This is a genomic window from Curtobacterium sp. MCBA15_013, from assembly GCF_001865095.1.
Taxonomy (GTDB): domain Bacteria; phylum Actinomycetota; class Actinomycetes; order Actinomycetales; family Microbacteriaceae; genus Curtobacterium.
In genome coordinates, this window is sequence record NZ_MJGQ01000008.1 from 167,972 (window position 1) to 194,806 (window position 26,835).

General features: G+C 65.2%; 26 protein-coding genes. 15 read left to right on the plus strand and 11 right to left on the minus strand.

Features of this window, described 5'->3' with window-relative positions; all coding sequences use genetic code 11:
- Positions 1 to 504: 504 nt before the first annotated feature.
- The 3 genes from BIV01_RS06645 to BIV01_RS06655 all read left to right on the plus strand — a co-directional run bounded on the left by BIV01_RS06645 (position 505) and on the right by BIV01_RS06655 (position 4,058).
- Positions 505 to 2,547: a hypothetical protein gene (locus tag BIV01_RS06645; RefSeq protein ID WP_071302296.1), complete on the plus strand. Its 2,043-nt coding sequence runs from the start codon at positions 505 to 507 to the stop codon at positions 2,545 to 2,547.
- A 212-nt stretch (positions 2,548 to 2,759) separates the two neighbouring features.
- Positions 2,760 to 3,599, plus strand: a complete 840-nt coding sequence (locus BIV01_RS06650; RefSeq protein ID WP_071302297.1) for a class I SAM-dependent methyltransferase — start codon at positions 2,760 to 2,762, stop codon at positions 3,597 to 3,599.
- A 54-nt stretch (positions 3,600 to 3,653) separates the two neighbouring features.
- Positions 3,654 to 4,058 carry a GNAT family N-acetyltransferase gene (locus BIV01_RS06655; RefSeq protein WP_071302298.1) on the plus strand — a complete coding sequence of 135 codons (405 nt, stop codon included), beginning with the start codon at positions 3,654 to 3,656 and terminating at the stop codon, positions 4,056 to 4,058.
- An 86-nt stretch (positions 4,059 to 4,144) separates the two neighbouring features.
- Here the strand turns inward: BIV01_RS06655 and BIV01_RS06660 are convergent, their stop codons facing one another.
- Together BIV01_RS06660 and BIV01_RS06665 are read right to left on the minus strand one after the other, a co-directional pair.
- Positions 4,145 to 4,573, minus strand: coding sequence for a uracil-DNA glycosylase family protein (locus BIV01_RS06660; RefSeq protein ID WP_254791788.1), 429 nt, complete (start codon positions 4,571 to 4,573; stop codon positions 4,145 to 4,147).
- Between the two features lie 140 nt (positions 4,574 to 4,713).
- Positions 4,714 to 5,778, minus strand: a complete 1,065-nt coding sequence (locus BIV01_RS06665) for a TDT family transporter (RefSeq protein WP_254791789.1) — start codon at positions 5,776 to 5,778, stop codon at positions 4,714 to 4,716.
- A 165-nt stretch (positions 5,779 to 5,943) separates the two neighbouring features.
- Here BIV01_RS06665 and BIV01_RS06670 point away from each other — a divergent pair, with 165 nt between their 5' ends.
- On the plus strand, positions 5,944 to 6,876 hold the full coding sequence (locus BIV01_RS06670) for a LysR family transcriptional regulator (RefSeq protein WP_208385475.1): 933 nt from the start codon (positions 5,944 to 5,946) through the stop codon (positions 6,874 to 6,876).
- Here BIV01_RS06670 and eno read toward each other — a convergent pair.
- The 6 genes from eno to BIV01_RS06700 all read right to left on the minus strand — a co-directional run bounded on the left by eno (position 6,861) and on the right by BIV01_RS06700 (position 10,967).
- The gene (gene eno, locus BIV01_RS06675; protein WP_083413811.1) at positions 6,861 to 8,195 is read right to left on the minus strand and encodes a phosphopyruvate hydratase; all 1,335 of its coding nucleotides are present in this window, start codon (positions 8,193 to 8,195) and stop codon (positions 6,861 to 6,863) included. The two genes, BIV01_RS06670 and eno, sit on opposite strands and share 16 nt — an antisense overlap.
- A 145-nt stretch (positions 8,196 to 8,340) precedes the next feature.
- Positions 8,341 to 8,826, minus strand: coding sequence for an inorganic diphosphatase (locus BIV01_RS06680; protein ID WP_055960822.1), 486 nt, complete (start codon positions 8,824 to 8,826; stop codon positions 8,341 to 8,343).
- 26 nt (positions 8,827 to 8,852) lie between these two features.
- A complete protein-coding gene (locus tag BIV01_RS06685) occupies positions 8,853 to 9,224 on the minus strand; it encodes a fluoride efflux transporter FluC (protein WP_055960823.1) in 372 nt (123 codons plus the stop codon).
- Positions 9,221 to 9,724 (minus strand): CrcB family protein, encoded by a 504-nt coding sequence (locus BIV01_RS06690; protein WP_441294374.1) that lies wholly within the window; start codon positions 9,722 to 9,724, stop codon positions 9,221 to 9,223. Before BIV01_RS06690 ends, BIV01_RS06685 begins: the two co-directional genes overlap by 4 nt.
- Positions 9,721 to 10,476: a 2,3-bisphosphoglycerate-dependent phosphoglycerate mutase gene (locus BIV01_RS06695; RefSeq protein ID WP_175473652.1), complete on the minus strand. Its 756-nt coding sequence runs from the start codon at positions 10,474 to 10,476 to the stop codon at positions 9,721 to 9,723. Before BIV01_RS06695 ends, BIV01_RS06690 begins: the two co-directional genes overlap by 4 nt.
- Entirely contained in the window at positions 10,461 to 10,967 is a 507-nt protein-coding gene (locus BIV01_RS06700; protein ID WP_071302302.1) for a universal stress protein, read from the minus strand. The genes BIV01_RS06695 and BIV01_RS06700 overlap by 16 nt, the downstream gene beginning before the upstream one ends.
- 491 nt (positions 10,968 to 11,458) lie before the next feature.
- On the opposite strand from BIV01_RS06700, the gene BIV01_RS06705 reads away from it, so the two are divergent.
- Positions 11,459 to 12,013 (plus strand): hypothetical protein, encoded by a 555-nt coding sequence (locus tag BIV01_RS06705; protein WP_071302303.1) that lies wholly within the window; start codon positions 11,459 to 11,461, stop codon positions 12,011 to 12,013.
- A 59-nt stretch (positions 12,014 to 12,072) separates the two neighbouring features.
- On the opposite strand, the gene BIV01_RS06710 is transcribed toward BIV01_RS06705, so the two are convergent.
- Positions 12,073 to 12,768, minus strand: coding sequence for a hypothetical protein (locus BIV01_RS06710; protein ID WP_139199241.1), 696 nt, complete (start codon positions 12,766 to 12,768; stop codon positions 12,073 to 12,075).
- A 92-nt stretch (positions 12,769 to 12,860) separates the two neighbouring features.
- A complete protein-coding gene (locus BIV01_RS06715; RefSeq protein ID WP_071302305.1) occupies positions 12,861 to 13,424 on the minus strand; it encodes a hypothetical protein in 564 nt (187 codons plus the stop codon).
- A 436-nt stretch (positions 13,425 to 13,860) separates the two neighbouring features.
- Between BIV01_RS06715 and BIV01_RS20415 the strand changes: the two genes are divergently transcribed.
- The 9 genes from BIV01_RS20415 (at position 13,861) to BIV01_RS18910 (ending at position 24,949) form a co-directional block, all read left to right on the plus strand.
- Positions 13,861 to 14,079, plus strand: coding sequence for a helix-turn-helix domain-containing protein (locus BIV01_RS20415; RefSeq protein WP_071302306.1), 219 nt, complete (start codon positions 13,861 to 13,863; stop codon positions 14,077 to 14,079).
- Between the two features lie 143 nt (positions 14,080 to 14,222).
- Positions 14,223 to 14,975: a TnsA-like heteromeric transposase endonuclease subunit gene (locus BIV01_RS06725; protein WP_254791793.1), complete on the plus strand. Its 753-nt coding sequence runs from the start codon at positions 14,223 to 14,225 to the stop codon at positions 14,973 to 14,975.
- Positions 14,968 to 17,007, plus strand: a complete 2,040-nt coding sequence (locus BIV01_RS06730) for a Mu transposase C-terminal domain-containing protein (protein WP_071302308.1) — start codon at positions 14,968 to 14,970, stop codon at positions 17,005 to 17,007. Before BIV01_RS06725 ends, BIV01_RS06730 begins: the two co-directional genes overlap by 8 nt.
- Positions 16,994 to 18,094, plus strand: a complete 1,101-nt coding sequence (locus tag BIV01_RS06735) for a TniB family NTP-binding protein (RefSeq protein ID WP_139199243.1) — start codon at positions 16,994 to 16,996, stop codon at positions 18,092 to 18,094. The genes BIV01_RS06730 and BIV01_RS06735 overlap by 14 nt, the downstream gene beginning before the upstream one ends.
- Positions 18,091 to 20,043, plus strand: coding sequence for a TniQ family protein (locus BIV01_RS06740; RefSeq protein ID WP_083413819.1), 1,953 nt, complete (start codon positions 18,091 to 18,093; stop codon positions 20,041 to 20,043). Before BIV01_RS06735 ends, BIV01_RS06740 begins: the two co-directional genes overlap by 4 nt.
- Positions 20,044 to 20,434: 391 nt before the next feature.
- A complete protein-coding gene (locus BIV01_RS06745; RefSeq protein WP_071302311.1) occupies positions 20,435 to 22,183 on the plus strand; it encodes a KAP family P-loop NTPase fold protein in 1,749 nt (582 codons plus the stop codon).
- Complete coding sequence (locus BIV01_RS19305; RefSeq protein ID WP_139199244.1) at positions 22,183 to 22,938, plus strand: hypothetical protein; 756 nt, start codon at positions 22,183 to 22,185, stop codon at positions 22,936 to 22,938. The genes BIV01_RS06745 and BIV01_RS19305 overlap by 1 nt, the downstream gene beginning before the upstream one ends.
- Positions 22,935 to 24,188 (plus strand): hypothetical protein, encoded by a 1,254-nt coding sequence (locus tag BIV01_RS19310; protein WP_139199245.1) that lies wholly within the window; start codon positions 22,935 to 22,937, stop codon positions 24,186 to 24,188. Before BIV01_RS19305 ends, BIV01_RS19310 begins: the two co-directional genes overlap by 4 nt.
- Positions 24,185 to 24,949, plus strand: a complete 765-nt coding sequence (locus BIV01_RS18910) for a TatD family hydrolase (protein ID WP_083413823.1) — start codon at positions 24,185 to 24,187, stop codon at positions 24,947 to 24,949. The genes BIV01_RS19310 and BIV01_RS18910 overlap by 4 nt, the downstream gene beginning before the upstream one ends.
- 315 nt (positions 24,950 to 25,264) lie before the next feature.
- On the opposite strand, the gene BIV01_RS06755 is transcribed toward BIV01_RS18910, so the two are convergent.
- Positions 25,265 to 26,317 carry a hypothetical protein gene (locus BIV01_RS06755; protein ID WP_139199246.1) on the minus strand — a complete coding sequence of 351 codons (1,053 nt, stop codon included), beginning with the start codon at positions 26,315 to 26,317 and terminating at the stop codon, positions 25,265 to 25,267.
- Between BIV01_RS06755 and BIV01_RS06760 the strand changes: the two genes are divergently transcribed.
- Positions 26,311 to 26,775 (plus strand): winged helix-turn-helix transcriptional regulator, encoded by a 465-nt coding sequence (locus BIV01_RS06760; RefSeq protein ID WP_083413824.1) that lies wholly within the window; start codon positions 26,311 to 26,313, stop codon positions 26,773 to 26,775. The two genes, BIV01_RS06755 and BIV01_RS06760, sit on opposite strands and share 7 nt — an antisense overlap.
- Positions 26,776 to 26,835: the final 60 nt, after the last annotated feature.

A 26,835-nucleotide genomic window follows, 5' to 3' on the forward strand; every position in this document is an offset into this window, starting at 1 on the left:
TGCCAACAGCCGCGATCTTGACCCCTGGCCGCCGCAAGGGCGTTGTCGGTAGTGCGAGAATCTCGCGACAGGTGGTCGTTACCGAACTAGCTGAGACCATCACGGTGGCATCTTGGGGCATGTTCTCGTGGACCGCGGAGGGTTGTCCCCTCCCGCCGTTGTCGTCCGCCAACCAACCTGTCCAACTGCCACACAACGTGTCCTGAAATACGGAGTTGGACAGGTTGTTTGGCAGCGCGGACAGCCACGTCGACTAGTGCCAGGCTCAGCCCTCGTGCGCCGGGAGGCGTCCGTATAGCGCGCGTGAACTGAGATAGCCCGCGTACCACCTATGTGAGACAGGGTTAACTGCGGAGCAGGGCCGTAGGAGTCCGAAGCCCCCGCAGGCATCTCGTGGCTCAATGGCGAACCGCCGAAGGGACGCTGCGTTCAGCGTCCATTCACGCCTAGCGGTGACTTGGCTCTGGCGGTCTAGTAGACGTCGCTCGCCTGCTCGGGCGTGAGATGACGGATGTCGGCGAAGAGCTGAGTCGCAAGGCCTGCTCGGCCGCGGAGCGCGACACTCAGGTCTGGTGCGCGGCTATGTCGGGGCCAACTTCTAAACTTGAGCAGACGTGCAGCTTCTTCTACGCGCTGTGCCAAGAGGGAGGGTGGCGGATGGCGATTGGGTACAGGGCCGTACTGCGCCTAACGAGGGGTCAGAGCGCGGTCGCGGCGGCGGAGGAGCAGGTACGCACCTGGCTGAAGGGCAAGGTCGGCAAGCGACCTGCCCAGCAGGCCCGTGTCGACTGGGACGGCCCCGGGCACTACGCCATCGGCCGAGGTCTCGAGCTGCTTGTCGTGCACGCCGATCACGACGAGCAGACGCCCCGCAGGTTGTACAGGATCATCGAAGCGAACCCGTCTGGCCGGTGGATCGTGTCCGTGTACGCGGGCACCCTCGTGTCGAAGCGCGGCGGCGAGCAGACCATCGTCGTCGAGGTCGACCTCTCCGGGGCCGACCGGGAGGCAGCACTAGCGAAGGTGGCGCCACCGAAGATCGTGCGCACGCTGCTGGACACGTACGACGCCAGCGACGGGTCCGTGCAACTTACCGGAACACCAAATGTTGTTCGCTCCGCTCAGATCGAGGATCTGCTTGCTGCGATTGCCGACCCGAATCGCACGGCATCAGTTGTCGTCGCGCTCTCGCCCGCACGTGATCTTGATGACGCATGGCGGAAAGTCGTCGGGAGCCTCACCCGGCAAAGCGTGGGCGTTACAGCGGCGTACGTCGTGTATCACGATGCCGCCGAAGCATTCGCCGAAGCGCTGCCGGTAAGCCACCGCTTCCACCCCGGCCAGATTCGCACGTTCCTTCCTGACGTTGAATTCGACAGTCCCAGTGACGCCATTCGCCACCGATGGTTGGCACTGCCCACTCTGACCCGTTCGTTGCAGCGAGGCCGGGTTGCAGAGCCGCTGCAACGTCGCCATGGAGAAGACGCTCGCCGCCGCTTCGTCGAGGCCCAGCTGCCTGCGGACGTGCAGCGCATGATCGAGCTGTTGCGACGCAGCGAGACCGGCATCGAGCGCGCGGCTCGGGTGCAGGCAATCGTTGCCAAGGCTCGAGCAGTCACCCCGCTCCCGGCGCAGCAGCCAGTTGCGACCGAATCGGCGAGTGATATAGCTCAGAGTGCTCCCGAGGCACCCGCAGCCTCGTCGCCATGGCGTGAACGCATCACGGCGATGCTTCGCCGTTGGCTAGGACGCGATCCCGCGCTGCCGAAGGAGCTGGACGACCTTGATACGTTCATTGAGGCCAAAGTCGCTGAAGTGCAGGTCGCAACCGACCAGCTAGCGGAAGCAGCGGGCTCCGTTGAGAACTTGCAAGCGGAAGTGGTGCGGCTACGCCGCGAACGCGAGGACATGGAACTCGAGTGGGCCGTCGCGCTCGAGGCGCGCCAAAACGCCGATCGAGATAACACGGTGTTGCGCCGCCGTCTCGCTGCAAGCCGGCAACCTGGCGATGCCTACGTCGAGCCGGACACCGAAGACTGGGCTGCGCCAAGCACCGTCGAGGAACTGGTTCGTCGGCTCACTGCGGGCGACGATGAACACCACGTGACGGCTCGGGTTGTCTTTACCGGCGACGACGACGGGGCGATCGAGATCGACCGCCGCTACCCATCCGGGGTTTACGCCACCGCGTTCTGGTTGCACGTCCGCGTCCTCCATGACTACGCCGAAGCCCGGCTCAACGGCTTCAACGGGGGTCTGCACATGTATCTCGGTGCAGATGCCGTCGCTGGCACCAAGTGCCCGCCCGGACAGCACGCCGCAAAGGAAAGCCAGACCGTGCTCAATAACACGAGGTGGTCGGCAGAGCGCGTGTTCTCCGTCCCCACAACCGTTCGTGAGGGCGCCACGGTCCTCATGGAAGCGCATTTCAAGCCGACTTGGCGCGACACCTTCGCACCGCGCTTGTACTACTACGACGACGTTGCAGGGACCGGGAAGGTCTATATCGGCTACATCGGCCGGCACCTGACGAACACCCAGACCTGAGCACCTCGAGCTCACATTCGGCGCGCCGCTTCGACGCGAGTGCGAGCCCAGTGTGGTTCGACCTAGCAGGACGTACGCGCGACCGACGTACTGCTGCCCGATAGCGGATCGCCTACTGGGATGGGCCTCCCGTTCCTTCCCCTTGCACGTGTTGCGGCCTGCGGAGCGTTCTGGGAAGCTGGTCGGCTTTGCTCATTCACTAGGGGGTTGCCGTGTCCACTCATGACCAGATCGAGACCAACCGGGCGAACTGGGACGAACGAGTTTCAGATCACCTCGTCGCCTACAAGGCGGCTGAGTTCGCCGACGACCCCTCCGCCAACCGGGTCATGTTCGAAGCCAAGGTCATGGCTCCCCACCTCCCCGATGGGTCTCTCACCGGGCTCGACGTCGTGCACCTTCAATGCCACATCGGGGTTGACTCGATCAGCCTCGCCAGGCTTGGGGCACGAGTCGTCGGCACCGACTTCTCCGGTGACGCGATCGCAGCAGCCACCTCGCTTGCTGCTCGGGCCGGCGTCGATGCGTCCTTCGTCCAAACATCCAACGAAGACGCCCCCGATCAGCTCGGCCGGCAATTCGATGTTGTCTACACAACCGTCGGCGTCCTCGCGTGGCTCCCGGACCTCACCACGTGGGCGCGCGCCGTCGAACGGCTCCTGAAACCGGGCGGGCTGTTCTTCCTCTACGAAGCACACCCCATGGTCATGACCCTCCAATACGACCGACAAGACACCGCCCTCGTCGTCACCGAGCCGTACTTCGGAGCGGGCGAAGCCCAACGATTCGACTCCGGGACCACGTACGCGAGCGACACCCTTCTCACGAACCGAACCACGTACGAGTGGCCCCACTCCCTGGACGAAATCTTCACCTCGATTTTGGCTGCGGGGCTTCAAATCGAAGCCTTCCACGAATACACCGCCATGCCATGGGAGCCCATTCCGAATCTCGTCAAGACGCCGGCTGGTTACGCGCTTGCTGACGGCAACGAACGCGTGCCAATGATGTTCTCTATCGCTGCGCGGAAGCATCACCACCCGTCTCGTTAGCCGATCGTCCAGCGGTGCCTGGCGAACTCAGCCTCCTCGTGGGAGCTTGGGACGATGCAGCACAACGACGTGACGCTCACCTGGCGTTCGATAATCAGTGACGACGAGCTAGCAGGCCTCACCGCGGCTCAGGGAGGGTCACCCGAACCCGGCTGGTGGGACCGGATAAGTCCGCACTCCCTGGGCTGGGTCGCGGGCAGAGCCCCCGGTGGTGAGCTGGTCGGCTTCGTCAACGTCGCCTGGGATGGTGCAGACCATGCGTTTCTCATCGACGCCAAGACGCATCCGACATACCAACATCGGGGCCTTGGAACAGCGGTGGTCCGCTACGCCGTCGACGCGGTCCGATCCGCCGGCTGCGAGTGGTTGTTCGTCGACTACGGCGAGGACATGGTGCCCTTCTACGAGGGGGCCTGCGGCTTCCGACCCACCCACGCCGGCCTCGTGCGTCTGCGCTGATCCCGCGTCTCGATAGCCCATGGACTTTCGAGGCTCAGATCCTTCGTCCAACAACCGGCCGGGCAACAGCTGATCGTTCGTATCCGTCACAGCGGTCGTGCCAGCGCGGCGAGCTGGAGTGCTTGCACGGAACGGAGGTGTTGTTCCGAGCGGTGGCGGCCGTTGGCGGGAGACGGATGTGGTGCTGCGATGACCGGAAGGAGTCGGGGGTGCTCGTCCAGGGTGAGGTGTCGCATGATGCCGTCGAGGGCGACGGCCCCGTACGTGACGATCGCAGTGAGCGCGGGGAGGGCCGCGAGCAGTGCGGCGAGGGCATGCCGCCCCTCGTCGATGTCCGCGAGCCGCACGCGGCCGGGGACTTCCCATGGGATGAGATTCCAGCGGAGGTACTCGTTGCGTGCGAGTCCGGACTCGATGCGGGCTGCGCGGAACGCGGCCGCGGTCGGGCCCGGGTTGTCCTCGCTGCAGATCGCTGCGTGCGCTGCGGCGATGGTCTGGGGGCCGGGCGACTGCATCAGGACCAGGACGCGGCTGGATGTACCGCCGGATCGTGGGTCGAAGCTCGGGACGAACCGTCGCGAGCCGTCCGGTGCGGTGCGCCATGTCTCGGCGAGAGCGTTCAGCGATCGAACGTCCGCGAGCTCCTCGGCGGTGCTCACGCCGGCTGTGGCGGTGCCAGGAGGGTGCCACGGATGACGGATCCGTGGAAGGTGCGGACGGCAACGGTGATCCACGCGACGACGAGGCCGACGTAGTAGACAACTGCGAGGACGGCGACGACGGTCAGTCCTGAGTGCAGGGCGAGCCCGTTCAGGCCGGTGACGCAGGTCCCGACGGGGAACGTGAAGGACCACCAGGTCAGGCTGAACGGCAAGTGTTCGCGGGCAGTGCGGATGGTGATCGCGAGGGCGATGACGGTCCACAGCAGCGCGAAGCCGAGCATCGCGAACCCGTACACCAGCGCCACGACCAGCAGGGCATGCGCGGTACTCGCATCGACAACGGTGGGGGCGTTCGATGCGAGGAGGTTCACCGCGGTGATCGACTGTCCGACCGGCCCGAGGACGATCCACAGAGTCGGGACCATGCCCGCGGCACCGACCTTGTGCTGCGCGAGACGGTTCCAGATCAGCGTGATCACGACCAGCGACGTGATGAGGCTGAGGCCGAAGAAGCCGTAGCAGGACCACAGCAGCGTCTCCCGCGCCTGCCCGGCGGGGGCGTACGGCAGCAGGAGCGCACCGGTGGAGGCAGACACCATCGGCGGGACGATCGGCATCAACCAACCGCCGAACGCGGAGTCGGGCTTGTTCTCGTGGCGGGTGAACGCCAGGTACGGCACGAGCACTGCCGTGAGCAGTCCTCCGATGGTGCCGATGGTCCACAGGACCCAGTCGACGGTGACGGCGGCGGGCAGGCCGACCCAGTCCTTGCCGAGCAGGAGTGTCCCGGCGCCGACGGTGAGGAACGCCATCGGCGGTGCCCCGTAGAAGTGCGAGATCACCGGGTTGAGCTGGTGCCCGGCTGCAGTGCTCCGGTAGCGCATCCAGTGCAGCACCGTCGCGATCGTGAGGGCGACGAGGAGCACCGCGGCGATCGCCCACACGACCGTCGCCGCGAGGCGCAGCCCGGGGAACTGCAGCGGCAGTGACGCAGCTGCGACAGCGACGATCCCCGTGCCCATGATCGACGCGAACCAGTTCGGTGTGAGATTCGACACGATCAGGCCTGGCCGCTCCAGGTCACGGAACAACGCCGTCTGCGGCCGTTGGGGCAGCTGGCTACCGTTCGCGGGTGCAGGGTCCGTGCGGAGCGTTGTCATGGGCCAAGCCTGCGCGAATCCTGCCCCTGGCGGTACCCGGAACCTCTTGGCAGGGCACAATCAATGATTGTGGCACTACGGCGACTCACGGACCGAACCCTCGACCTCGACACACTCGACGTGCTCGCACGCGTCGCCGAGACCGGCTCCCTCTCCGCTGCCGCTGGAGCGCTCGGCGTCACGCAACAGGCAGTGTCTGCTCGGATCCGGGTCGCCGAGCGCATGGTCGGTCACTTGTTGGTGCACCGCTCGACCACGGGGTCGGTGCTGACCGAGACCGGCCGGCTCGTCGTCGGGCTGGCCGGACCGGTCCTCGACGCGTCTCGCCACCTCGAGGCAGGAGTGGCTGCGCTGCGGACTCCCACGGGTTCGCTCGTCGTCGCAGCGTCACAGACGATCGCGGAGCTGCTGCTGCCGGGCTGGCTGCTCGAATTCCGCCGCCGCGAACCCGACGTGCGGGTGCGCCTGATCGCGGGCAACTCCGCCGCGGTGACGGACCTCGTGCAGTCGGGTGGCGCGAACCTCGGGTTCACGGAGACCCCGGTGACGGCGGCAGGTGTGTCCGCGCAGGTGATCGCGGACGATGAGCTCGCGGTCGTCGTTGCGCCGGAACATCCCTGGGCTCGGTCGACCGGGATCACTGCGGAGGTCCTGGCGGCGACGGCTCTGCTCCTGCGGGAAGAAGGTTCCGGAACTCGCGCGACCCTCGCCGCATGGCTCAGGGAGGCCGGTTTGAGCATGTCGGTTCCGGCCGCGGTGCTGGAGACCACGAGCATCATCCGGGCGAACGCGCAGGCTGGAATTGCACCGGCGGTGATGAGCCTTCGCACGGTCGCCGCCGACATCAACGACGGGTCGCTGGTGCGGGTCCCGCTCGCTGGGCCGCCACTTGCCCGGCCGTTGCGGGCGATCTGGTCGGGAGAGCCTCAGCCAGCTGGTTCTGCTTTCCTGCGCGTCGCCCACGAGGTGACCGGTCGGGGTCAGCGCAGCCCGTAGGGCAGCTCCGGATTGTTCTCCGCGATCTCGGTGAGCCGGTTGTACTTGGCGACGCGTTCTCCGCGGGCGGGTGCGCCGGACTTGATCTGTCCGGTTCCGGTGCCGACGACGAGGTCCGCGATGAACGTGTCGGTGGTCTCGCCGGACCGGTGCGACACCATGCTCCGCATCCCGAGCGAGCGTGCGACGCCGATCGCGTCCAGGGTCTGGGAGACGGTGCCGATCTGGTTCGGCTTGATGAGCGCCGCGTTCGAGAGCCCGTCCTTCCCACCGTCGCGGATGCGCTGCGGATCGGTGACGTAGAGATCATCGCCGACGATCTGGAGCATGTCGCCGAGCGCGAACGACATCGCCTTCCAGCCGCCGTGGTCATCTTCGGAGAAGCCGTCTTCGATGCTCCGGATCGGATACCGGCTGATGAGGTCGCGGTAGTAGTCGACCATGCCTGCGCGGTCGAGCCGGCGGTCCACGACCCGGTAGCTACCGTCACCGAGCGCGAACTCGTTCGCCGCCGGGTCGAGTGCGATCGCGACGGTGTCCACGCCGGGCTCGTAACCGGCGGTACTGATCGCGGCGACGAGGAGGTCGAGGGCCTCCTCGGGCGCGGCGATCGACGGGGCGAAGCCGCCTTCGTCCCCGAGACCGAGACTGCCGAACCGTTCCCGGACCAGTGCCGCCAGCGCGTGGTAGACGTCCGATCCGATCCGAACCGCGTCGGTCATGGTCTCGGCGTTCACCGGGGCGATCATGAACTCCTGGAAGTCGAGCGCGTTCGCTGCGTGCGCTCCGCCGTTGAGCACGTTGAAGTGCGGGACGGGCAGGCGGGGCGTGCTGCCGGTGACGTCTGCGATCCAACGCCAGAGCGGCAGCTCCGCTGCGGCGGCGAGAGCGCGTGCCATCGCGATCGAGGTCGCGACGACACTGTTCGCGCCGAGCCGGCGGTGGTTCGGGGTGCCGTCGAGGGCAGCGAGGGCGGCGTCGGCCTGCCCGATCGAGGTCCACGACTGGCCGGTGATCATCGGTGCGACGTCCGTCGTGATGAGGTGCAGTGCCTGGCTCACGTCGCGGCCGCCGTAGCTGCTGCCGCCGTCGCGAAGCTCGACAGCCTCATGCGCGCCAGTGGATGCGCCTGCGGGGGCGTCACCGGTGACGACGGTGCCGTCCTCGAGCTCGAGACGCACCTGGATCGTCGGGTAGCCGCGGGAGTCGAGGATCCGGGAGCCGTGCAGGCTGCTGATGGTGACGGGGCGGCTGGTGTGGGTCACGTACTCGCCCTGATGGTGGGTGGTGTGGTGGACGTTGCTGATGTAGTCGTTCACGGCGGTTGTCGCCTTTCGGGTTGGTCGTGCGGGTGTGGGCCGCGGGGAGGCGGAGGGACGACCTCCTGGCGATCACTGGGCGCCAGTTGCCTCCCCACGGCGGTTCAGGGCGCGCACTGGATGGTGTCGGGTGCGCGGGTGCCGGTCAGGGGTGCGGGGTGAACCGTTCCTGTGCGGCGCGGATGATGGCTTCGGCGTCGACACGGTTCGCCCACCCGTTGGTGGTGACGTGCTTGCCGTGCTCGATCTCCTTGTAGTGGGCGAAGAAGTGCTCGATCTCCGCCAGGACCGGCTCGGCGACGTCGGAGATGTCCTGGACGTGGTCGAAGCGGACGTCTCCGGCGGGGACGGTGAGGATCTTGTCATCGCCGCCGTTCTCGTCGACCATGCGGAGCATCCCGACCGGGCGGACGTCGATGACGACGCCGGGGAACGTGGGCCGGGGCAGCAGCACGAGCGCGTCGAGGGGGTCGCCGTCATCGCCGAGAGTGTCGTCGATCGAGCCGTAGTCCTGCGGGAACACCATGCTGGTGAACACCGCCCGGTCCAGGCGGATCCGTCCGGTGGCGTGGTCGACCTCGTACTTGTTGCCGCTGCCGCGGGGGATCTCGATCGTGATGTCGAAGTGCATGAGCTGTTCTTCTCCCAGTCGGATGGTCAAGTGAGGGTGCCGAGGGTGACGCCCCCGGCGGCTGCGGCGACGGAGACGACGAGCATCCCGAGCCCGTTCACGGCAGCCGCGGTGGTGCGGCCAGTGCGTGCGAGGCGGACGGTCTCGAAGCTGGCGGTGCTGAACGTGGTGTAGCCACCCATGAGCCCTGTTCCGAGCACCGCGACGGGGGTGGCGCCGAGGTGACCGGCGGCGCCGGTGATCAAGCCCAGCAGGAACGAGCCGGTGATGTTGATCGTCAGCGTCCCGACCGGGAGCCGGAACTGCCGACCCCGGTTGATCGCACCATCCACGAAGAACCGTGCGGCCGCGCCGACACCGCCAGCGACAGCGACGCTGAGGAAGGCCAGGGCGCTCATGATGTGGCCCCGTTCGGTCGGACCAAACCCGCGATCGCGAGGCCGCTACCGGTGGCGAACGCGCCGGCGAGGACCGTCAGGAGCCCGTACCCGGTGCCGGCCAACCCGCGGCCAGCGAGGAACAACACCGCGGTGCTGGTCGCGAGGGTGCTGTAGGTGGTGAACCCGCCGAGGACACCGGTTCCCAGAAGCAGGCGCAGTGTCCGGCGGCGACCCTCGTCAGGTCCGCGATGCGCGAGGTGTTCCAGCAGCACACCGAGGAGGAGCGCGCCGGCGATGTTGATCCAGAAGATCGCCCAGGACACTCCGTGCTGAGCGGAGAACGCGGTGCTGAGTCCGTCGCGTGCGGCGGTACCGATGGCGCCGCCGAGTGCGACGACACCGAGGTACCGCCACCGCAGATGCACTGGCCGGTCGATACGCTCCGGGTCATTGGCGTCGATGTCCGGGTCGGGAGGGAGCTGCCCATCGGGCAGGTCCGTGTCCGTTCGGGAGGTCATGTTCCACCTTCCGCAGCGACCGCTGCCGCTGCTGCTCGTGCTGCCGGATGCAGGTACTCCCCACCCCGCGGACAGAACCCACCGTCGCCGTCGAACCGGTAGATCAGGGGTTCGCCCGTGGGGAGGTTCAGGTCCGCGAGCTCACCGTCAGTCAGGCCGTCCATGCAGGCACACAGTGCCCGCAGTGAGTTGCCGTGCGCGACGACGAGCACTGTCTGCCCGTCGCGGAGTGCCGGGGTGATGCGGTCCGACAGGACGGGTCGGACCCGGCGGATGACGTCGGAGAGTGTCTCGGTTCGACGAACTGCCGCCCACGGCAGTCCACGAAGCGCCGGCGTCCGCCGGAGCGCCAGCCACGCGCGGATCGACATGCGTGGCGGCCGACCCGTGCGGGTCCGACGAACAGCGACGGACTGCTCCGCCCCCAACGCCGCTTGCGCATTCTGCTTGGACATGCCGGTGAGGGCGCCGTAGTTCCGCTCGTTCAACCGCCACGTCGACTCGATCGGCGCATCACGTCCGACGACGTCGGTGACGAGCTCCGCCGTGTGGAGCGCCCGCTCGAGCGTCGACGTGAGCACGAGGTCCGGTCGGATGCCGGCATGCAGAAGGAGCAACCCAGCCCGATTCGCTTCGGCGCTGCCCTGTTCGGTCAGCGCGACGTCTCGCAAGCCGGTGAAGGTACCGGCAGCGTTCGCAGTGCTCTGTCCGTGGCGGAGCAGAACAAGCTGGCCGGTCACGGGGTGTCCCACGGCAGTGGGGCATCGAACCCGACCGGATCAACGGGCACTACGAGCACTGAACGGTGCTGCTGATGGGTCAGCCGTGCCGCGACCGACCCCGTGAAGAACTCCGCGATTCGACCCGCTCCCGTCCTGGCCCCGACGACCAGCATCGCCGCGTCGCGGTCTTCGGCCACCTGCGACAGTGCCCGGCTCGGGTCCCCGACCCCCGGGACGAACGTGACGTCGACGCCGTAGGTCGTTGCGGCAGCACGTACTGCCGCCTTGTCACTGTCCGACAAGCCCTGCGGTGTCGTGTCAGCGGTGTCAGGGTCGATCGGTTCCACCATCACCGACCCGTCCGAGCGCGTACCGGCATCGATGAGCGATGCATCCACGCTGACGCACACCAGCGTCGTACCGAAGCGCCGCGCGATGGACGCCGCAACCTCGATCACCCCCGGCGCGAGGCCGGGTAGGACACCGACAACGACCGGTCCGGTACCGATTGGTGCTGTCATGACACTCCCTACCTCAGGCGCGCAGAAACGCGACCAGCTGAGATAGGGACTGTTGTCGACAACTGTCGAGGTTGGGTCCGGCAAGCCCCACTACCGGGTCCGAAGACACCACCAGTATGCACCCGAACGCCCAAGTCACGCGAGCCGTCTCGCGCACCCGTGACGTCCCGACACCGAAGGAAGCGATTCCGACGACACGGATCGAAGCTGCCCACACCCTTCCGCAGGACATTCATCCGTCTCGACGGCCGATCGGCTATCGAGACAGACTCGGAACGGTCGGGAGGACCGTTGAGCGTGGCCTTCCCTGCGTAGTTCAGATCGCCCGGTCGTAGTCGGCTGTTGGGTACCGGATGAAGCCGAGGGAGTCATACAGTCCTCGTGCCGGCGCGTGGAACTCGCCGCCGCCTGTCCCGGTGTGCACGACGGTCACTCCGAGCTGTTGGAGACTGGCGAGGACGAGTTCGGAGGGTGAGTGCGAAAATCGCGATATGGACGTCCTCGCTTTGGTCATCTCGGTGCTGTCACTGCTTGTCGCGCTTGTCGGGACCTACCTGACCAACAAGCGATCGAAGGAAGCACTCGCAGCGTCACAGCGCGCCGCTGTCGATGGGCGATGGTCAGCAACGCAGGAAGCGGTTCAGCGGCTGATCGGATTCGACCCCTCGGCGGAACCTATCAAGGACCGTCTCGCGGATCTACGGATCGCGATGATCGCGCTGGTCGATGACCTTCCCGAGTGGCCGGAGTTGGACCGTTGGCTCGAGGCCGAGCGCATTCTCGGCGCGACGTACGGGCGCGTGGTGATGGAGACTCAGGACGCGACTGACGACATCGAACAGCAGGTGCAGAACCTCGAACCGCTGATGACTTGGGCTCAAGCGCTCAGTTCAAACCTGCGGCACTTGAGATCCAAGGGGCACGACGCTGCGGCGCTACGAGCCTTGGCCGCCAATGACTCTGATCTGATCCGGCAACTCCACGAGAAGTACGGATGGGAGCAGCCCCCGACGTCGAACCCCCGGATTCGCCCTCTCGGCGAATGAGGCGTGGCCTCTCGGGTGCACCGCGCAGACCGATGCGCTCGTCGACGAGTGCGTGCCGGTCAGCCATCGGACCGGTGCGCTTCGCGAATATGGCGGAGGCCCGCGGAGAGCGCATCGTCTTCGGACCGCTTGCCACGCAGCACCTCGCGGATGAGTTCCACTAGAACTTCATCCCGAAGCTCCAGGTTGTTATCGAGACCCGAAGCGCCGACCGCCCGTCGGAACGCCCTGTCGCACCGCATCGCACTAGAAGCCCGAGCTGTCGCATCGAAGTGCGCGGTATCGCCGCGGTCGACAGCTCCCTGCAGGTCAACACCCCACGGCGCGGTCTCCACCTGGTAGCCGCGATCGGGTGGTGCATCGGGATCGACAAGGCAAGCACCGACATCGATCAGGACCGTGACGAACGCCACTGCCTCATCCCCGCTCATCCGTCCCTCGGCAACCCACCGGGCGAGCTGTCGCGCGTATGGGTCGATGACCGTGATCCCCTCCGCACCGAGGGCTGCGTCCGCCAGCGCAGCAGCTCCTGTTACCGACGGACGATCAGCGGTTTGAGGACGGTTGTGGTCGATGAATTCGGACGCGTAATCCATACCTTCGGAGGGCCGTATGTCGCCAGACCGGATCGCACGCAGCAGAGCTCTCAGGATCGGATCCGAAACGCGCTCTAGCGAGAGCTGAAGAACGTAATCTCGTCCACGGACGCTGTCTGCCTCATGGCCAGACGAGCTGTCGGCAGGTTGGTCAGTCATCTTGGGCACCCTCTCTTGTGGGGGGGGGGCTCCCGCGGCCGCGCCTAGATGGAGCGAGTCCCGGTTCACCTGGCTCCGGCCCGTTAGCCGGATCATCCGAGTCGGAACGAACCGGCAGCACGAGCGAGACGCACCACATCTTCCGTTCGGCCAAGCCGCAGTGCCGTGGCGGGGCTGACGCCCTCGAGTTCTTCGGCCGGTGCGTTCAGCCATACGGCATCACCCCATGGGTCAACCTGTCCCGGATCGAGCTCAGCGAGCACATCACGCAGCCGGGGCAGGGGCTGCGCGACCTGCCCGAACTGGAAGGCAGGAAAGAGCGCGTAGCCGTCCGAAGAGACCACCTCAAGCACGTCGCCGGTTCGCACCAGAGCATCGAGCATGTCGCTGCTCATGTGGAGCTTTTCGAGGAGCCCAGTGGTGTCGTAGAACGGCCCTACTCGTCCGTCCAGAGTGTCCGCGCTGTCTCCTTGGCCAGCATGAGCCTGGTCCCTCTGCTCGAGGGCGCACTGAAGTGCATCTGGTGGGGGCAGGGCTCCGATGGCGAGTTCCTGGTTCTCGAGCCGCACCGCTACCTCGCTGATCTCCTTCAGGCGCGCCAGGTGGGCGGCCTCGTTGCAACTCGGTTCAGTGCTCGCCACGGTCGTTCCCAGCATCGGCTGCGGTCCTCGTTCGGCTCAACGACGCCGTCCTTCGGTCTGACCGGGCGTCCGCTTGCACTCGAGCCCTCCGCCTTGGCGTGGGCGGGGCGTTGACGGGTACTTGTCGGTTTCTCCTCGTATACGAGGAGAAGTGACAACATTGGGAGTACGCGACGGTCGGGCCTGTCGGTGACCGAAGGGAGCTGGGTACGATGGCTAGAGAGCATGGCGAACAGCGGTCTTCGTTGACCGCGGTGTGCGCGACTGCCAGGTCGCACGCCATGCTCCTCAAGCTGACATCGTGCATGCCCTGTCCGAGCGAGACTCGCGTCGGATCATTCCACGTGCCCGCGCGCCGTGCAAGCGCCGTTCCGACGCCCGCACTGGATGTTGGAGCGCAGCCGTGAGTGGATCGACCCCTGGCAGCCGGATCGGCCGTCCCCCGAAGTCTGTGAAGGACCAGGCGCAAGCCGACGCCCTTCTCCGCGCTATGGAGCGGGCCGAAAGGCTCTTCCGCGAGACCAATGAGGAGCGCGTTCGCCTCGCTCTTAGAGCGTACGAAACGGGGCTCACCATGGAAGCCATCGCGGAAGCGCTCGGTGTGAGCGATCGGACGGTCAGCAACTGGGTCCGGGCAGCGTCGGTAGAGTCTTCTTCCCACGAGCAGTAGCCTCCGCCACGGTCTTGTTTTCCGCAATGCTTGCGGTTTAGTCTGCGGCCATGACCACCCCGCTGTCCAGTCCCCCCTCCCCGCTCCGCGCTGGGCTGGGCCGAAATGCGCCGGTCGGGATCGCGCCTCGCAACAAGAAACCCATGTCGTGGCCTGCGCTCTCCATCCGCGATCTGCGACGAGAGCCGTGGGCGCAGGTCCGATTGCAACGCGACCGACCAGTCAGCCGTCCGCTATCCCAGCTGCGGGCCGAGGACCTCAGCGGTGTGTACCCAGCCCGGGAGGGCGCCAACTACAAGGGACGGCTTCCCACCTCGGGCGCGTATTGGTCCTCGACCATGAGCGACCTCGTCTTCTACGAGTCTCGACTTGAGCGTGAGACTCTCATCGTTGCGGATTTCGACGCCGATGTCGTGGAGATCATCGCGCAGCCGTTTCGGATGCGAGCGGTCGTCGATGGGAAAGCGCGCATGCACACCCCTGACTACGCGCTGCTTCGATCCGGTGGGCTCATCGAGATCGTCAACTGCAAGCCACGGGCCTACCTGTCAGATCCGAAGGTCATCGCGCTACACGCGTGGGTGGGTGCGGCGCTTGGGCAGGCCGGCATCCGCCACAGGGTTGCTTCGGAGTTGCCTGCCGCGCGGCGAGCGAACCTCGAGTCTTTGGCGCACCTGCGGAATCCGCGCTGGAGCAGCGGGCTGCCGCTGGATGTCGTGGCTGCAGCGGCTGCCGACCCAATCTCAATCGGCGACCTGACATATCTTCTACGGCGCGAGGTAGCCGGCCCCACGGTAAAGCTCACGCTTCGTGCGCTGCTGTGGCATGGCGTCCTCGAAACGGACCTGGACGAGCTGCTTTCCTCGAAGTCAGTTGTACAGGTCCGAAGTGCCTGACTACCTGGGGCTGTACCTATCGCGCGGCAGCAAGGTTGTCTTCCAGGAGAAGTCTTGGCGGATCGACAAGTACGACGGAGATCACGTCATCATCGCCCGACCCGACACGGACCCGGTCCGGATCGAAACCGGCTCCTTAATCCATGCGCAACCGCAGCAGCACCGGCTCGACCTGGCGTCAATGATGCACTACACGCAGTCGTTCACCACCTTCGAGTTGTTGATGACAAGTGCAAAGGAGAAGGCAGAGCGGAAGGCTGGACACGTCCGCGAGCTGCAGACCGGCTATCAATCTGGCAACGAACATGAGGCTCTTCCCGGCGAACCTCGGCCGGAGTTCGACCCTCGCGTCGTGAGGACGATTGGCAAGCGGCGGGCTGCGAAGGCACGCCAGTTGAACGTGTCGATAAGGACCCTGCACCGGTGGGAAAAACGGTATCGGCGCGGCGGTGTCGTGGCGTTGACCCACCGGACACAGTTGGCGCCGCGGGTGTCCTTCCCTGGCGTTGATCCGCGCTGGACGGCCTCGTTTCGGGCCGTCGTCACAAAGGCGCTCACTGAGACGACTCCGCCGACCAAGGTCCTGATCGAGGCAGCGACGCTCAACGCGCCCGACGCGAAACCGCCGGGCCGTGCAACCGCCTATGCGATGTTCAAGGAGTTCAAAGAAGGCACGGGACTCGACCTGATTTCGAAGACGAGAGCGAGCATCAACGCGCGCACGGGCAAGCGGCTGCCGTTGCGGACGGTTAGCTACCCGGGTGAAATCATCCAGTTGGACACCACCACTCTCGATGTCTTCTGCGTCGATCCGGAGGGCGGCAAGCCGTACCGACCAGAACTTACGGTGGCGATCGACCAGTACACGCGCTGCATCCTCGCGATGGTCATCGCGCGTAAAACTTCCGCTGAGCACATCGCAACGTTGATGGCTGAAGTCATTCAGCCTCGCCCTCTGAACCCGGACTGGCCGGGGAACCCGACCTGGCCATATCACGGGGTGCCGTACTCGGTGCAGTACACCTCGCACACAGAGGATGAGGAGCTCATCGGTCCAGCCGTCACGCCCGAGACGATCGTCGTCGACAACGGCAAGGTGTACACGGGATGGGACATGAAAGGCATCGCCGGACTGATCGGGTTCAGCGTGGAGGCCACCCGCCCAGGCAGCGGCTTCTCCAAAGGCCAGGTGGAACGCTTCTTCGGGACCATGGCGCGCGCAGCCCTCGCACGTCTCCTGGGGTACACGGGCGGCCACGTATCCTCAACACTCGGCGATCCCGCAGCCCAGGCGCACTACACGCCAGGGGAGATTTTGGAGTACCTGCGGCAGTGGGTGGCGACCGACTACCACCTCACCAAGCAGCAGGATCTGTACGCTCCGGGGACCGAGTTCGGCAACCATTCTCCGTTCGAGATGTACACGATCGGGATGGAGACGCAGGGCGTCCTTCGCGCCCCGGTTGATGTTGATCTGCGGTACCGCATCCTCCCCATCGAGCCGCGCAAGGTCACTCACGGACCGCTGCGGATCCGCAACCGGAAGTACAACTCTCCGATCCTGCAGGAGTTCGAGGGACGCAAAAGCACCTTCCCCGACGGAAGGTGGCCAATCCATTGGGATGCCAACGACCGGACCACGGTATGGCTCGAAGACGACGACCACCGGTTTCACGCAATCCCTTGGACAGAGAAGACGAAGACAGCCTTCCCCATGACTGACGAGGTCGTCAGGGTTGTCGACCTTCTCCGCAGCGAATCGGACCACCGCGCGGATCTTCAGGCGGCTGCGCGGGCCGACCTGAGTCAGCACAACCGCTACCTCGAGAACCACGCACCGACGCCGACGATGCCTTCAAAACCCCTGGAGCAGGACGTGGTCGCGGCGGCCGAGGAGTTCTTACAGACCGCTGCGCGGGACGCAGTATCGGCGGCGCAAGAAGGCGTCGAGCGTGGGGCGGCTCGGCCGCTTCCTGCGGGGCTGGGCTACGGGTTGGGTTTCAGAACGCGGGGAGCCGATGACGAGCGATGACCTGTACGTGCCACCTGCGCGGAACCGGGTGACGGTCCATAGCGGGTGGTCAGAACAAGCCCATCTCGCGCGACGCGTGCCGCGCCGTTTCACCGACGTCGCGTACCGTGCGGCTGGTCCGCGAGAACGGGCGAACTGGGATCTTGAGCGGGCCGACTGGCACGCCAGTCTGCCATTCGTGCGCACCACCCAAGCAGAATCCGTTCTTGCGGAGATGGACGAACTCATCAGTTCGAACCGGCAGTCTGTTGATGAGGCGAAGCCTGCAATCCTCCTGAACGGCTTGGCCGGCTACGGCAAGAGCGCACTGATAAAGGAGTGCCTGTACGACCTGCATCGGCGGCGTTCGCTGGCGCGCATGGCGGTGAGAGCGCGGGGCAGCCGCCCCATCGATGTTGTGCACATCTCTGCGCGCGCGGCGACTAGCGAGCGCAGCATCGCGGAACGCCTCCGCGACTTCCTGGAACTGCCACGTTCAGGACGGTCCGCGGGCGAAATCACGGCAAGTGTGCTCGACGCGCTGTTCGAGTGTGATGTGCAAGTCGTCGCGATCGACGAACTTCACTTCGTCGGCCAGACCGCCGCTGTCGGGCGACGTCTCAGCAACTACATAAAAGACCTGATCAACAGCTCCCCTTGCACATTCATTTTCGCGGGCAACAACGTTCTCGACAGCGAGATTTTCACGAGCGACCGGGGCAGACCCGACGCCGCCGGCGAACAGTTCCTCAGCCTCGTCGGGATCCGCGACATCGAGCCCTTCACCATTGTCGAGCGAGACGACGTCTGGATGCGCACCCTCATCGCGATCGAAGAGTCTCTCCGTCTCACGAAGCTGCAGCAAGGAGACCTGTTCTGGAACTGCGCGGACATCATGTGGGGAAAGACGGGCGGGCGATGGCGGAGCGTGACGCGAACCGTGAACCTCGCCTGCGCTCGCGCCATCGCGACCGGCACTGAACGGATCACCCCCGAACTCATCGCGTCGATCCCGGTCGACGCTCTGGCCGCGGAACACGCCGCGAAGTACATGCCAACCCTTGGCGACGGCACCTGGACGTCCCTTCCTAGAGACGTCGACCTGTGACACTGCACCTACCGATCGTCGTCTGGCCAGAAGACGGCGAATCATTCCAAAGCTGGATCCGCCGGTACTGCTGCCGCCTGCGCGTATCGCCGTCGGTTCTGTACAAGGCCTTCGGGCTTACTTCCAGGGAAACATCGCTTGTGGCAACGTCGCACGGCTTCGGTCTGCCAGCCGCGATCACCTTGAAGCTTACGATCGCCACGGGAATCCCGGGAGAAGTGTTGCGAGACACCACCTTCGATCGTTACGAGCGGGTCCCCAGTCTTGAGTTCGATCAGGTCCACCGGGTTCGCCGCCTCCGCGGCTGGATCAAGGGCACCCATACGCGCTTCTGTATGCAGTGCCTCGCGGAAAGCGGTGGAGTTTTTCAGTTGAAGTGGCAACTCGGTTGGACCTTCGCCTGCGTCCAACACAGCGCCACGCTCACCGACTGGTGCTGGTCGTGCAAAGGACCCGTTTCGGTTGCTCCGCCGCGGCTGCAGAAATCCCCGCGGCCCTTCGTCTGCTATCGGCATCTGAATCAGAAGAAAGATGCCCCTCGCGTGCTCTGCAAGGCCGATATCACCGCGGGTACGTTCGAGCCGCTCACGAGGCAGAACCCCATCATCGACGCTCAGATCTTCGTTGACGCCTTGTTCGAGCAGCATAATTCCCCAGAGGCGGCCGCCAACATTTCGGACCTACGAGCGACATGCGTTGGGCTGCTCGACATCAGGGACCGGTCTGCGCTCGAGCGGGGCGCCGGACTCCCTCCCGGAAGCCTTGCCGGCTTAGAGCCGGAGACCTCCCGCACGGGAGCCGTCGTTCCGGGGGACGCGTTGTTCTTCGGGGCCCTCGTCACCGCGGCGAAGGCGCTCATGATCGGTGACGACGCCGAGATCTACTCCGAGCTCCGGGAGTTGCTCTACGGCGGCGGCGCCCACAGCTCGCCACTGCGCGTGAGGGCCTGGTGGAAGGACGGCCCGTCCGAGCTCATCGAGAACTTCGGCGGATCGGACTTCACGAAGCGACGTGCCGCGCACGCGATGAACCGTGATCTGACGGCCCGGCAACGCATCAGCTTTGGGACCGCGCTGCCACCGTCGGGTGTCGTCACGAATTCCGACGCCGAGCTGCCGGAGTCGCTCTGGGACGAATGGCTCTTCGCCCTCGACCCCGGCGGCAGGCACACCCCCGACGCGATCCGCCGTACCCTCAACATGACGCTCCGGTCCTACGGACAGGCCCGCACACCGCGCCGAGCGCAACCCGCACAAGGGCGCCCCTCAGTTCGCGGCGGCGGGATCGGCATGGTCGGGCAAGTGCTGATCACGAACGAGGACGGCGAGGGTGACTTCATCGAGGCGATCGCGCGTCTTATTGAGTACGCCGGGACCCATCCCCCGCAGCTGGACTATCGGTCCCGTCGCCGGCTCATCGATCCGACGAATCAAAATTTCCTCCCGAAACTGCACTGGGAGGCTCTTGCGCACAGCGTTGGTGCGTCTGCCGCACTGACGCGGCAGTACGAGATGGCTCGCGCGTTCATGTTCGAGCGGGTGACAGGCTCGGACTACCCGAGGCGCCTCATCGCCGACCTGCACGACGGCAAGCGGACACGACCAGTGATGTCGAACTTCATCCTCCTACTCACCAGCGAGGTCCTGGCACAGATGGACCGGTATCTCGCGGCAGTACTCGAGGCATCAGGACACCCAGCGCCGGTCCGCGAAATGCCTCCCGTGACCCTCTTACCGGGAAGGCTCCGCCTTCGCGGCACCATTGACGACGTTGATCTGACCCAGCTGCACGCCGCAGTGCTCGACGGCCAACGATCGCTGAAAAGTTTGGCGAGCGTCGCGCGCATCCGGCCACGCGATGTTGCACTGGTCCTCGCTTCGCATCCACCACGCGCACAAATATCAGAAGGTCCGTCGGTGGACTGGCAACAGATCCGCACAGATCTCTGACACCTAGGACACGGGCGTCACCCCCCACGTCATTGGCCTCCTCTAGCAAGGTACCGACGACCGCGCCATATCGAGGGGTGGGGTGAGCGCTTGCCGGGCGGGGTGCGGCCAGTACGACGCGTCGAGGCCAGCCGCGGGAACGTGGCAGCCGACCCAGCGATTTCCGCCGGCACGCCACAAGTTTGGCTCCGCGGCAGCAGATCGATGATGCCAATGTCGCGGACCTCGGAGCCGTCAGAGGACGACCGGTCCATCGCCTCGAACTGCCATGGGGGGCGGTCGACTCCGCGGCCCGCGCGATCGCGGAGAGTCCGACCACACGCGCTCCGAGTATGTGTCAAGATTCTCGAGCACCGTCCGAGGGGCGGTGCCCACTTTGCGAGGGGGCCAGATGGGTGATGCAACGACTTCGCTGTGGTCCGACGAGCCGACAACGACGGACCTTCTGTCGTTCCGCGCAATCGCAGACACCATCTCCGACGTGATCTTCGACGACAGCCTCGACCCCGTCGCGTTGGGACTGTCGGGGCGTTGGGGCAGCGGCAAGACGTCGATCCTGAATCTCGTTGATCAGGCAGTCACCTCACGCGCATCCGGCGAGGGTGATGTCGTTGTTGTGCGGGCTGACCCTTGGCGCTACGACCCCGACGTCGGGCCGAAGGAGAGCTTGATCGCGGAGGTCCTCAGCGTCCTACAAGGCGCGATTCGCACCGACGATCCGGTCGGGAGCACGGTCATGGCTTCCATGAAGCGTCTCGCGAAGAAGGTCAATTGGTCCAAAGCGGTCAAGCTTGCCGCGCAGACCGCGATCACGATGCAGATCCCGTCGTTCGAGGCGGTGACGGGGTTGATCAGCGATGAGCCGGAATCGCTGGACAGCACTCGCGGCATGGATCAGTTCAGGGAGGAGTTCAGCCAACTCCTCAACGACCCCGCGCTCTCACACGTTGCCCGCATCGTCGTTCTCGTTGACGATCTTGACCGATGCCTTCCGGACACTGTCGTCGAGACCTTAGAAGCGATTCGATTGTTCTTATCGGTGTCCGGGATGTCGTTCGTCATTGCAGCCGACGAGCAGCGCGTCGCCGACGCCATCGGACGCCATCTGGGTCTTCCCCTCTTGACTGGCGAGGGTGAGAGTGAAGCGAACCTTTATCTCCACAAAATCGTGCACACCACGGTTCCTGTCCCCGCGTTGAGCCGATACGACACCTGGTCGTACCTCACGCTGCTTCTAGCCAAAGACGCCGTCGAGCCGAGAGACTTCGATGGTCTTGTCCGTCAGTCGGATGCAATCCGCATGACTTCCGGCTCGAAGGAGCAGTTGGAGTTCCCGAACGGTATCCCGGGCGCTGAAATCGCGGCGCTAGCGACGCGTTTGACCCCGATTTTGTACGAGAAGTTCCAGGGAAATCCTCGGCGCATCAAACGATTTATGAACGACGTTCGCGTTCGGCAGTCGGTCGCCACACGCCGTGGCATCAGCCTCGACGAAGCCACCGTCGCCAAGCTGATGGTGCTTGAGCGTACAAACGAAGCAGGATTCTCAATGGTCCTTGAGTGGCTCGGAAACGGGACGCTTCGTGTGGAGCTCGAACAACTCGACGAGAAGGCGCGGGGTGAATTTGAAGCTGAAGAGTCGGATGGATCCGGCGACATGGTGCGTTGGGCTCGGCTGGACCCGCCGCTCAACGTGAGTGAAGTGCAAGAGTACCTCACCCTTGCTGCCGCGTTCCGGGGCGAGACCGTATTGGACCGGACGCTCCCGCAGTCGATTCGGGATTTGGCCGATCGAATCGCATCTGGTTCGGACTCCGATTACTCCCTAGTAACGGATGCCGACTTCACCGGGCTGAGCCTGGACGAGTCGCAACAACTGTTGCGCTACCTCGGGCGGCGGCTTCAGCAAGATCCTCGCAAGCAGTTCAATATTGTGGACTCGGTTCGGCGGCTGGTCAACGTTCGGCATGAGTTGACCGGGGAAGCAGTTACGACGCTCAGACTGCTTCCCGGTTCTGAAGTCGACAGCGGAACCGTCTTGCTACTTGAGCGAACGGGCGCGCTCGCGAACGTTGTGGACTCGTGGTCGGAGTCTGCCACCGCGACAACGCTTCGAGCCATCGGCTCGATGGAGCGATAGTGGGCACCAGCGGCGCGTTCACGGGAAGTAACGACCCAAATGCAAAGGACCTCCGCCACCAGATCACAGATTGGTTAGACAGTCCCGAACAAGACATCTCCGGGGCCAGTGCGGTGAGCGCTGCAGCGGCACTCGGCCTGTGGGGAGACGGCGCGGCAACAGCATTCACTGCTCGCGGCTCCGCAGCCGCCATCCGCGTGGGAGCAGCAGGAGCGACGAGCTCCGGAGTGCGTCGTTCAGCTCAGCGAGTAGCCAGCTCAGCGGGACGCGCAGGCGCAATCGCTTCCGCCTATCGACGCGGAGACCGGGCCGCGCTCGAAGATGTCGGGCTCGACCTTGACGAACTTCGAGCTCTCGATGATCCTCGCGAAGTTGGCCGCCGCATCTTGGACGTGGTCCTTCCGGAACGCGACGACTCCCTTGCCGGCAACGAAGAACGGTGGATTCTCGCCAAGCTCATGTCGTTCATGTTCGAGCAGCGTCCCGATGGCTCGACGCCTTCCGCTGAGGAGATCGTGCGCAAGACCATCGAGCTGATGGTCTACAAGGGTGCGATCACGGAATGCGGCGACACTATAAGGAAGGCGCCCGACGGTCAGCGACGAGCAAACATCGACAACGAACTCAAGCGGATGGCTGCTGCCGTCGCCCGGAGGGCGGAGTTCTCCGTAGCCGCGCCTACCCGATCTGAAATCAGTGCCGCCGTTGCGGCGGGCATCCGTCGCGCCGCGTTCATCGTTGGAGCCTCATCATGACCAGCATCGCGTTGCAACTGGATCACCACAAGACGCCTGACGCCGATCTCGTGCTCCCGTGGTTCGGGGACGCTGCAGACGCGTTCAAGACGAGGTTGACTCCGGACCTCCACGCTCTTGGCACACCTCTCCTGCTGAACGCGGACTTCGTGCGCATTGCAGTGGCGGTATGGGGAGCGGATCGGCTCGTCCTTCGGACCCCCGGCGGTACCGGCTGGGGCGAACGGGCTCTCGATGTGCGAGTGCCGGTCAGCGAGCCGGCGGCGTGGAGCTCTGTCGCTACCGATTTGGAACGTGCACTGAACTTCCTAACTGGTGATCGATGGACGGTCCAGTTCGAGGATTGCGAGCCGACGGCTGTCGAGATGGACCTCGTAACCTCCGACGCCGCGCGCGTTGTGCTTGTTAGCGGCGGCGCTGACTCCGCGTGCGGAGCGCTACTCGCTTCAGATGAACCTTTCACCGTTGTTTCGCATACGAGTAATCCAGCGACATCACTAGCACAGGATGAGCTGTACCCGAGGATCAGGACGCTCGCGGGACCGAACCTCATCGCAACTCACCAGGTGAGCTTTCAGCCGAGAATGAAGGCCGTCGGCGTAACCCGGACGGAACCATCAAACCGCTCTCGATCTCTCCTCTTCCTCGCTATGGGACTTGCAGTCGGATCACGCGAGTCCGTGCCACTGTGGATCCCCGAGAATGGGTTTGCCTCCCTCAATCCGCCCCTGGCGGGCGAACGTCTCGGGGCTTTGTCTACTCGCACGACGCAGCCATGGTTCTTGTCTGAGATTGCACGGATCCTTGACACTGTCGGCGGTCACGCGCAGATTGAAAACCCGTTCCAGTTGAGCACGAAGGGTGAAATGTTCCGCGTTGTAAAATCACGCCTCGGGGCCGATGGCGCGTCGGTGTTCCTTTCGGCGACCAACTCGTGCTCGCGTACCGGACAGAACTTCATCGGCGAGCAGCCCGGTACGCACTGCGGACTCTGCTTTGGTTGTCTTGTCCGGCGGGCATCTTTCGTAGCGGCCGATGTCGATGACCGGACTCGCTATCTCAGCAACGATCCGGCACAGCGTCGCTGGGCCAAAACGAAGTCGTCCTGGAACGCGCTTGTCGATTTTGTCAGCATCGGTGTCGACGATGCTGACCTGATGCTGATGCCGCTCCCGGAGGGATTCACTCAAGCCCAAGCCGGTGACTTGTGCGATCGCGGCGTGCAAGAGCTAAAGATGCTTGTCGAATGACACCGCCACTACCTCCACTGGACGTGCATGCGCACATCGAAGTCGAGATCGCGGCGGAGGTTCTCGAATCGCTGGGCGCGGTAGTTTTTGCTGCCACACGCTCGATCGCCGAGTTTAGGGCCTCCGCCAATCGCCGTGATGCCGTCACGGTGTGGGGCCTCGGAGTGCATCCAGGGCGGCAGAAGAGTCTTCAAGCGTTCGACTTGAACGACTTTGCGGAGGCCGCGGCTCACGCCGCAGTCATATCCGAGATCGGTTTAGACAGCCGAGCACGCGTCGACCGGCGGCTTCAACTTGAAGTCTTCGAGGAAATTGCCGCAGTAACTGTCGACCAGCCTCGATTTGTCAGTGTGCATTCGTCGGGTGCGACCAGCTTGGTGCTCGACGTCCTCGAAGAGCATGACGCGCCGGGGCGAGTGTTGCATTGGTGGCGCGGGAGCAGGGCCGAGACCGATCGTGCTCTCGAACTCGGTTGCTACTTCTCAGTGAATGTCGCAAATGAGCTCGATCTCTCGAACGTTCCGCTCGAACGCCTTCTCACCGAAACCGATCATCCTTCAGGAAATCGGAACGCATCGACACCGAGGCAGCCAGGCGCTGTATCCGATGTTGAGCGTGCCATCGCGCGTGCCCACGGCATCACCGCAGAGGCTGCGAGAAGTGCCGTCTGGGTGAACGCCGGGCGCGTCTTCCACGAGACCAAGTCGGTCGCGCTGCTTCCAGCCGTCGTACGGCGCATGATTCTGGCGGCAAGTAACTAAACGGAGACGGCGCGTCTGTCCGGCATGCGTGTTGCGGTCATCTCATCTAGACCTGATCAGTGGATGCTTGCCCGCTGCAGAGCTGGCACGTTCCGGCCAGCCGTGGTCCGTGCCGAGACGATCCGAAGCCTCCTACGTTCAGACAATCTGGGCTTGGAACGGGACGTGACACGACCCTTGGAAAACCACGAAAATCTAAAATCGACTGCGACATTCAGCTTTGGAAGTCACACTCGTCTCAGAGTGGTCGAATCGTCCGTCCGTCCGCTGCGCTGTTAGCGCCGCCCCAGCGCGAGCGGAGCTCCGGCTTCTCGATCACACCGACGGCGCGAGGTGCGCAGGGCCCTCCGGACGCGCTCGACGCCGTGTACGCGCCGCTCGGGTGCCGTGGAGGACGACGAGGCCGAAGCCGACGGCAGCCCAGCAGCCGAGGACCAGGACCGAGGGCCACACGGAGCTGCCGTCGAAGTAGCCGGCGGACTGGAGGGCGCGGACGGCGGCCCCTTGGGGAAGGACGTCGGAGAGGATCTGCGCCCACTTCGGCAGGAGGTCGAAGCCGATCGATGCGCCGCTGGTCGCGTTTCCGGCGACGGTGAGGGTCAGCACTGCGATACCGATGCCGATCGGCCCGAGCCACGTGACCAGGGCCTTCGTACCGAACGCGCTCGCCGCGGACAGCAGCACGAGGATGCCGGCGAGCAGCGGGAACGAGATGTTGACGGCGCCGTAGACCGGGCCGGCCAGGACTGCCGCGGCGATGCCGATCAGCACCGCGAATCCGGCCAGGGCGAGGAGGCGGTGCCGGAGTCGCACGCGCGCGGCGTTGCCGCTCAGCGATTGCGCGAGGACGAACGACGAGAGCGTGACGCCGAAGACGACGTAGAAGCTGACCAGACCGCGGCTGTCGTACCGGACCAGGGGGACGATGTCCTCCTCGGTCACCCGCAGGTGGGCGGTCGTCGCGAAGCCCTGTGCCAGTTCACGAACCGCTCCGGACTCGCTGAGGCCCGCTGCGCTCGCGTACTCGACGCGCATCGTTCCGGGTTCGTCCGCGGAGAGGACTGCCACCGCTGCACCATCCCGGACGAGGCTGCGGCCCGCACGAAGAGCGGGCACCTCAGTGACGGCGACTCGATCGCCGAGACCCGTCGCGACGTCGTGCTGCAAGGTCGCCCCCACGACGGCGACGGGGATGCGGTCGGGCTCGGGGTCGCGCTGCAGGCCGACGTACACCGCGACGAACGCCATACCGATCACGAGCGCTGTGACGAGGGGCGCGATCCACGCCCGGTGCACCGTTCCGGTCGTGCCAGCATCCGAGTGATGTCCGCTCATGGTGTCCTTCGCGTAGAGTGGTTTGAATGCCAAACCAAAGTGATCGTACCGAGAACGGTTCGGAAATCAAACTGCACGTCGATGCGCTGAGTGTCGCGCTCGATGCCGTCAGTGACCGGTGGTCGCTCCACATCGTGCGCGCGCTGGCGCTCGGGTCGCATCGGTACACCGAGCTCGTCCGAGCACTCGGAACGCCACGCGATGTCCTCGCTGGCAGGCTCCGTCGGCTCACCGAGGAAGGCATCGTGCGCGCCGTCTCGGAGACGCCCGGAGGTCGCCCGCGTGGGTACGAACTGACCGACAAGGGCCACGACCTCGGGCAGGTCATCCTCGTCCTGAAGCGCTGGGGCGATCGGTACGGCGCCGAGGACCTGCCGCGTCGGACGATCGTGCACGTACCGTGCGGGCAGCCGTTCGTCGCGGAGGTGCGCTGCGAGCAGTGTGGTCGCGAGGTGGCCACTGGCGAGCTGCAGTCGCCGAAGGAGGCCTGATTCCTCCCCTTCCGAGGAAGCAGGCGAATATTCCGGACAAGTGTCTGGAAAGTCGTATGC

Bases quoted from the DNA above. Each gene is read 5' to 3' on its own strand.
- BIV01_RS06645 (WP_071302296.1), top strand. From the start codon at position 505: ATGACGGATGTCGGCGAAGAGCTGAGTCGCAAGGCCTGCTCGGCCGCG.
- BIV01_RS06655 (WP_071302298.1), top strand. From the start codon at position 3,654: ATGCAGCACAACGACGTGACGCTCACCTGGCGTTCGATAATCAGTGAC.
- BIV01_RS06660 (WP_254791788.1), bottom strand. From the start codon at position 4,573: ATGCAGTCGCCCGGCCCCCAGACCATCGCCGCAGCGCACGCAGCGATC.
- BIV01_RS06670 (WP_208385475.1), top strand. From the start codon at position 5,944: ATGATTGTGGCACTACGGCGACTCACGGACCGAACCCTCGACCTCGAC.
- BIV01_RS06680 (WP_055960822.1), bottom strand. From the start codon at position 8,826: ATGCACTTCGACATCACGATCGAGATCCCCCGCGGCAGCGGCAACAAG.
- BIV01_RS06685 (WP_055960823.1), bottom strand. From the start codon at position 9,224: ATGAGCGCCCTGGCCTTCCTCAGCGTCGCTGTCGCTGGCGGTGTCGGC.
- BIV01_RS06690 (WP_441294374.1), bottom strand. From the start codon at position 9,724: ATGACCTCCCGAACGGACACGGACCTGCCCGATGGGCAGCTCCCTCCC.
- BIV01_RS06700 (WP_071302302.1), bottom strand. From the start codon at position 10,967: ATGACAGCACCAATCGGTACCGGACCGGTCGTTGTCGGTGTCCTACCC.
- BIV01_RS06705 (WP_071302303.1), top strand. From the start codon at position 11,459: ATGGACGTCCTCGCTTTGGTCATCTCGGTGCTGTCACTGCTTGTCGCG.
- BIV01_RS06710 (WP_139199241.1), bottom strand. From the start codon at position 12,768: ATGACTGACCAACCTGCCGACAGCTCGTCTGGCCATGAGGCAGACAGC.
- BIV01_RS06715 (WP_071302305.1), bottom strand. From the start codon at position 13,424: ATGCTGGGAACGACCGTGGCGAGCACTGAACCGAGTTGCAACGAGGCC.
- BIV01_RS06725 (WP_254791793.1), top strand. From the start codon at position 14,223: ATGTCGTGGCCTGCGCTCTCCATCCGCGATCTGCGACGAGAGCCGTGG.
- BIV01_RS06735 (WP_139199243.1), top strand. From the start codon at position 16,994: ATGACGAGCGATGACCTGTACGTGCCACCTGCGCGGAACCGGGTGACG.
- BIV01_RS06745 (WP_071302311.1), top strand. From the start codon at position 20,435: ATGGGTGATGCAACGACTTCGCTGTGGTCCGACGAGCCGACAACGACG.
- BIV01_RS19310 (WP_139199245.1), top strand. From the start codon at position 22,935: ATGACCAGCATCGCGTTGCAACTGGATCACCACAAGACGCCTGACGCC.
- BIV01_RS18910 (WP_083413823.1), top strand. From the start codon at position 24,185: ATGACACCGCCACTACCTCCACTGGACGTGCATGCGCACATCGAAGTC.
- BIV01_RS06760 (WP_083413824.1), top strand. From the start codon at position 26,311: ATGCCAAACCAAAGTGATCGTACCGAGAACGGTTCGGAAATCAAACTG.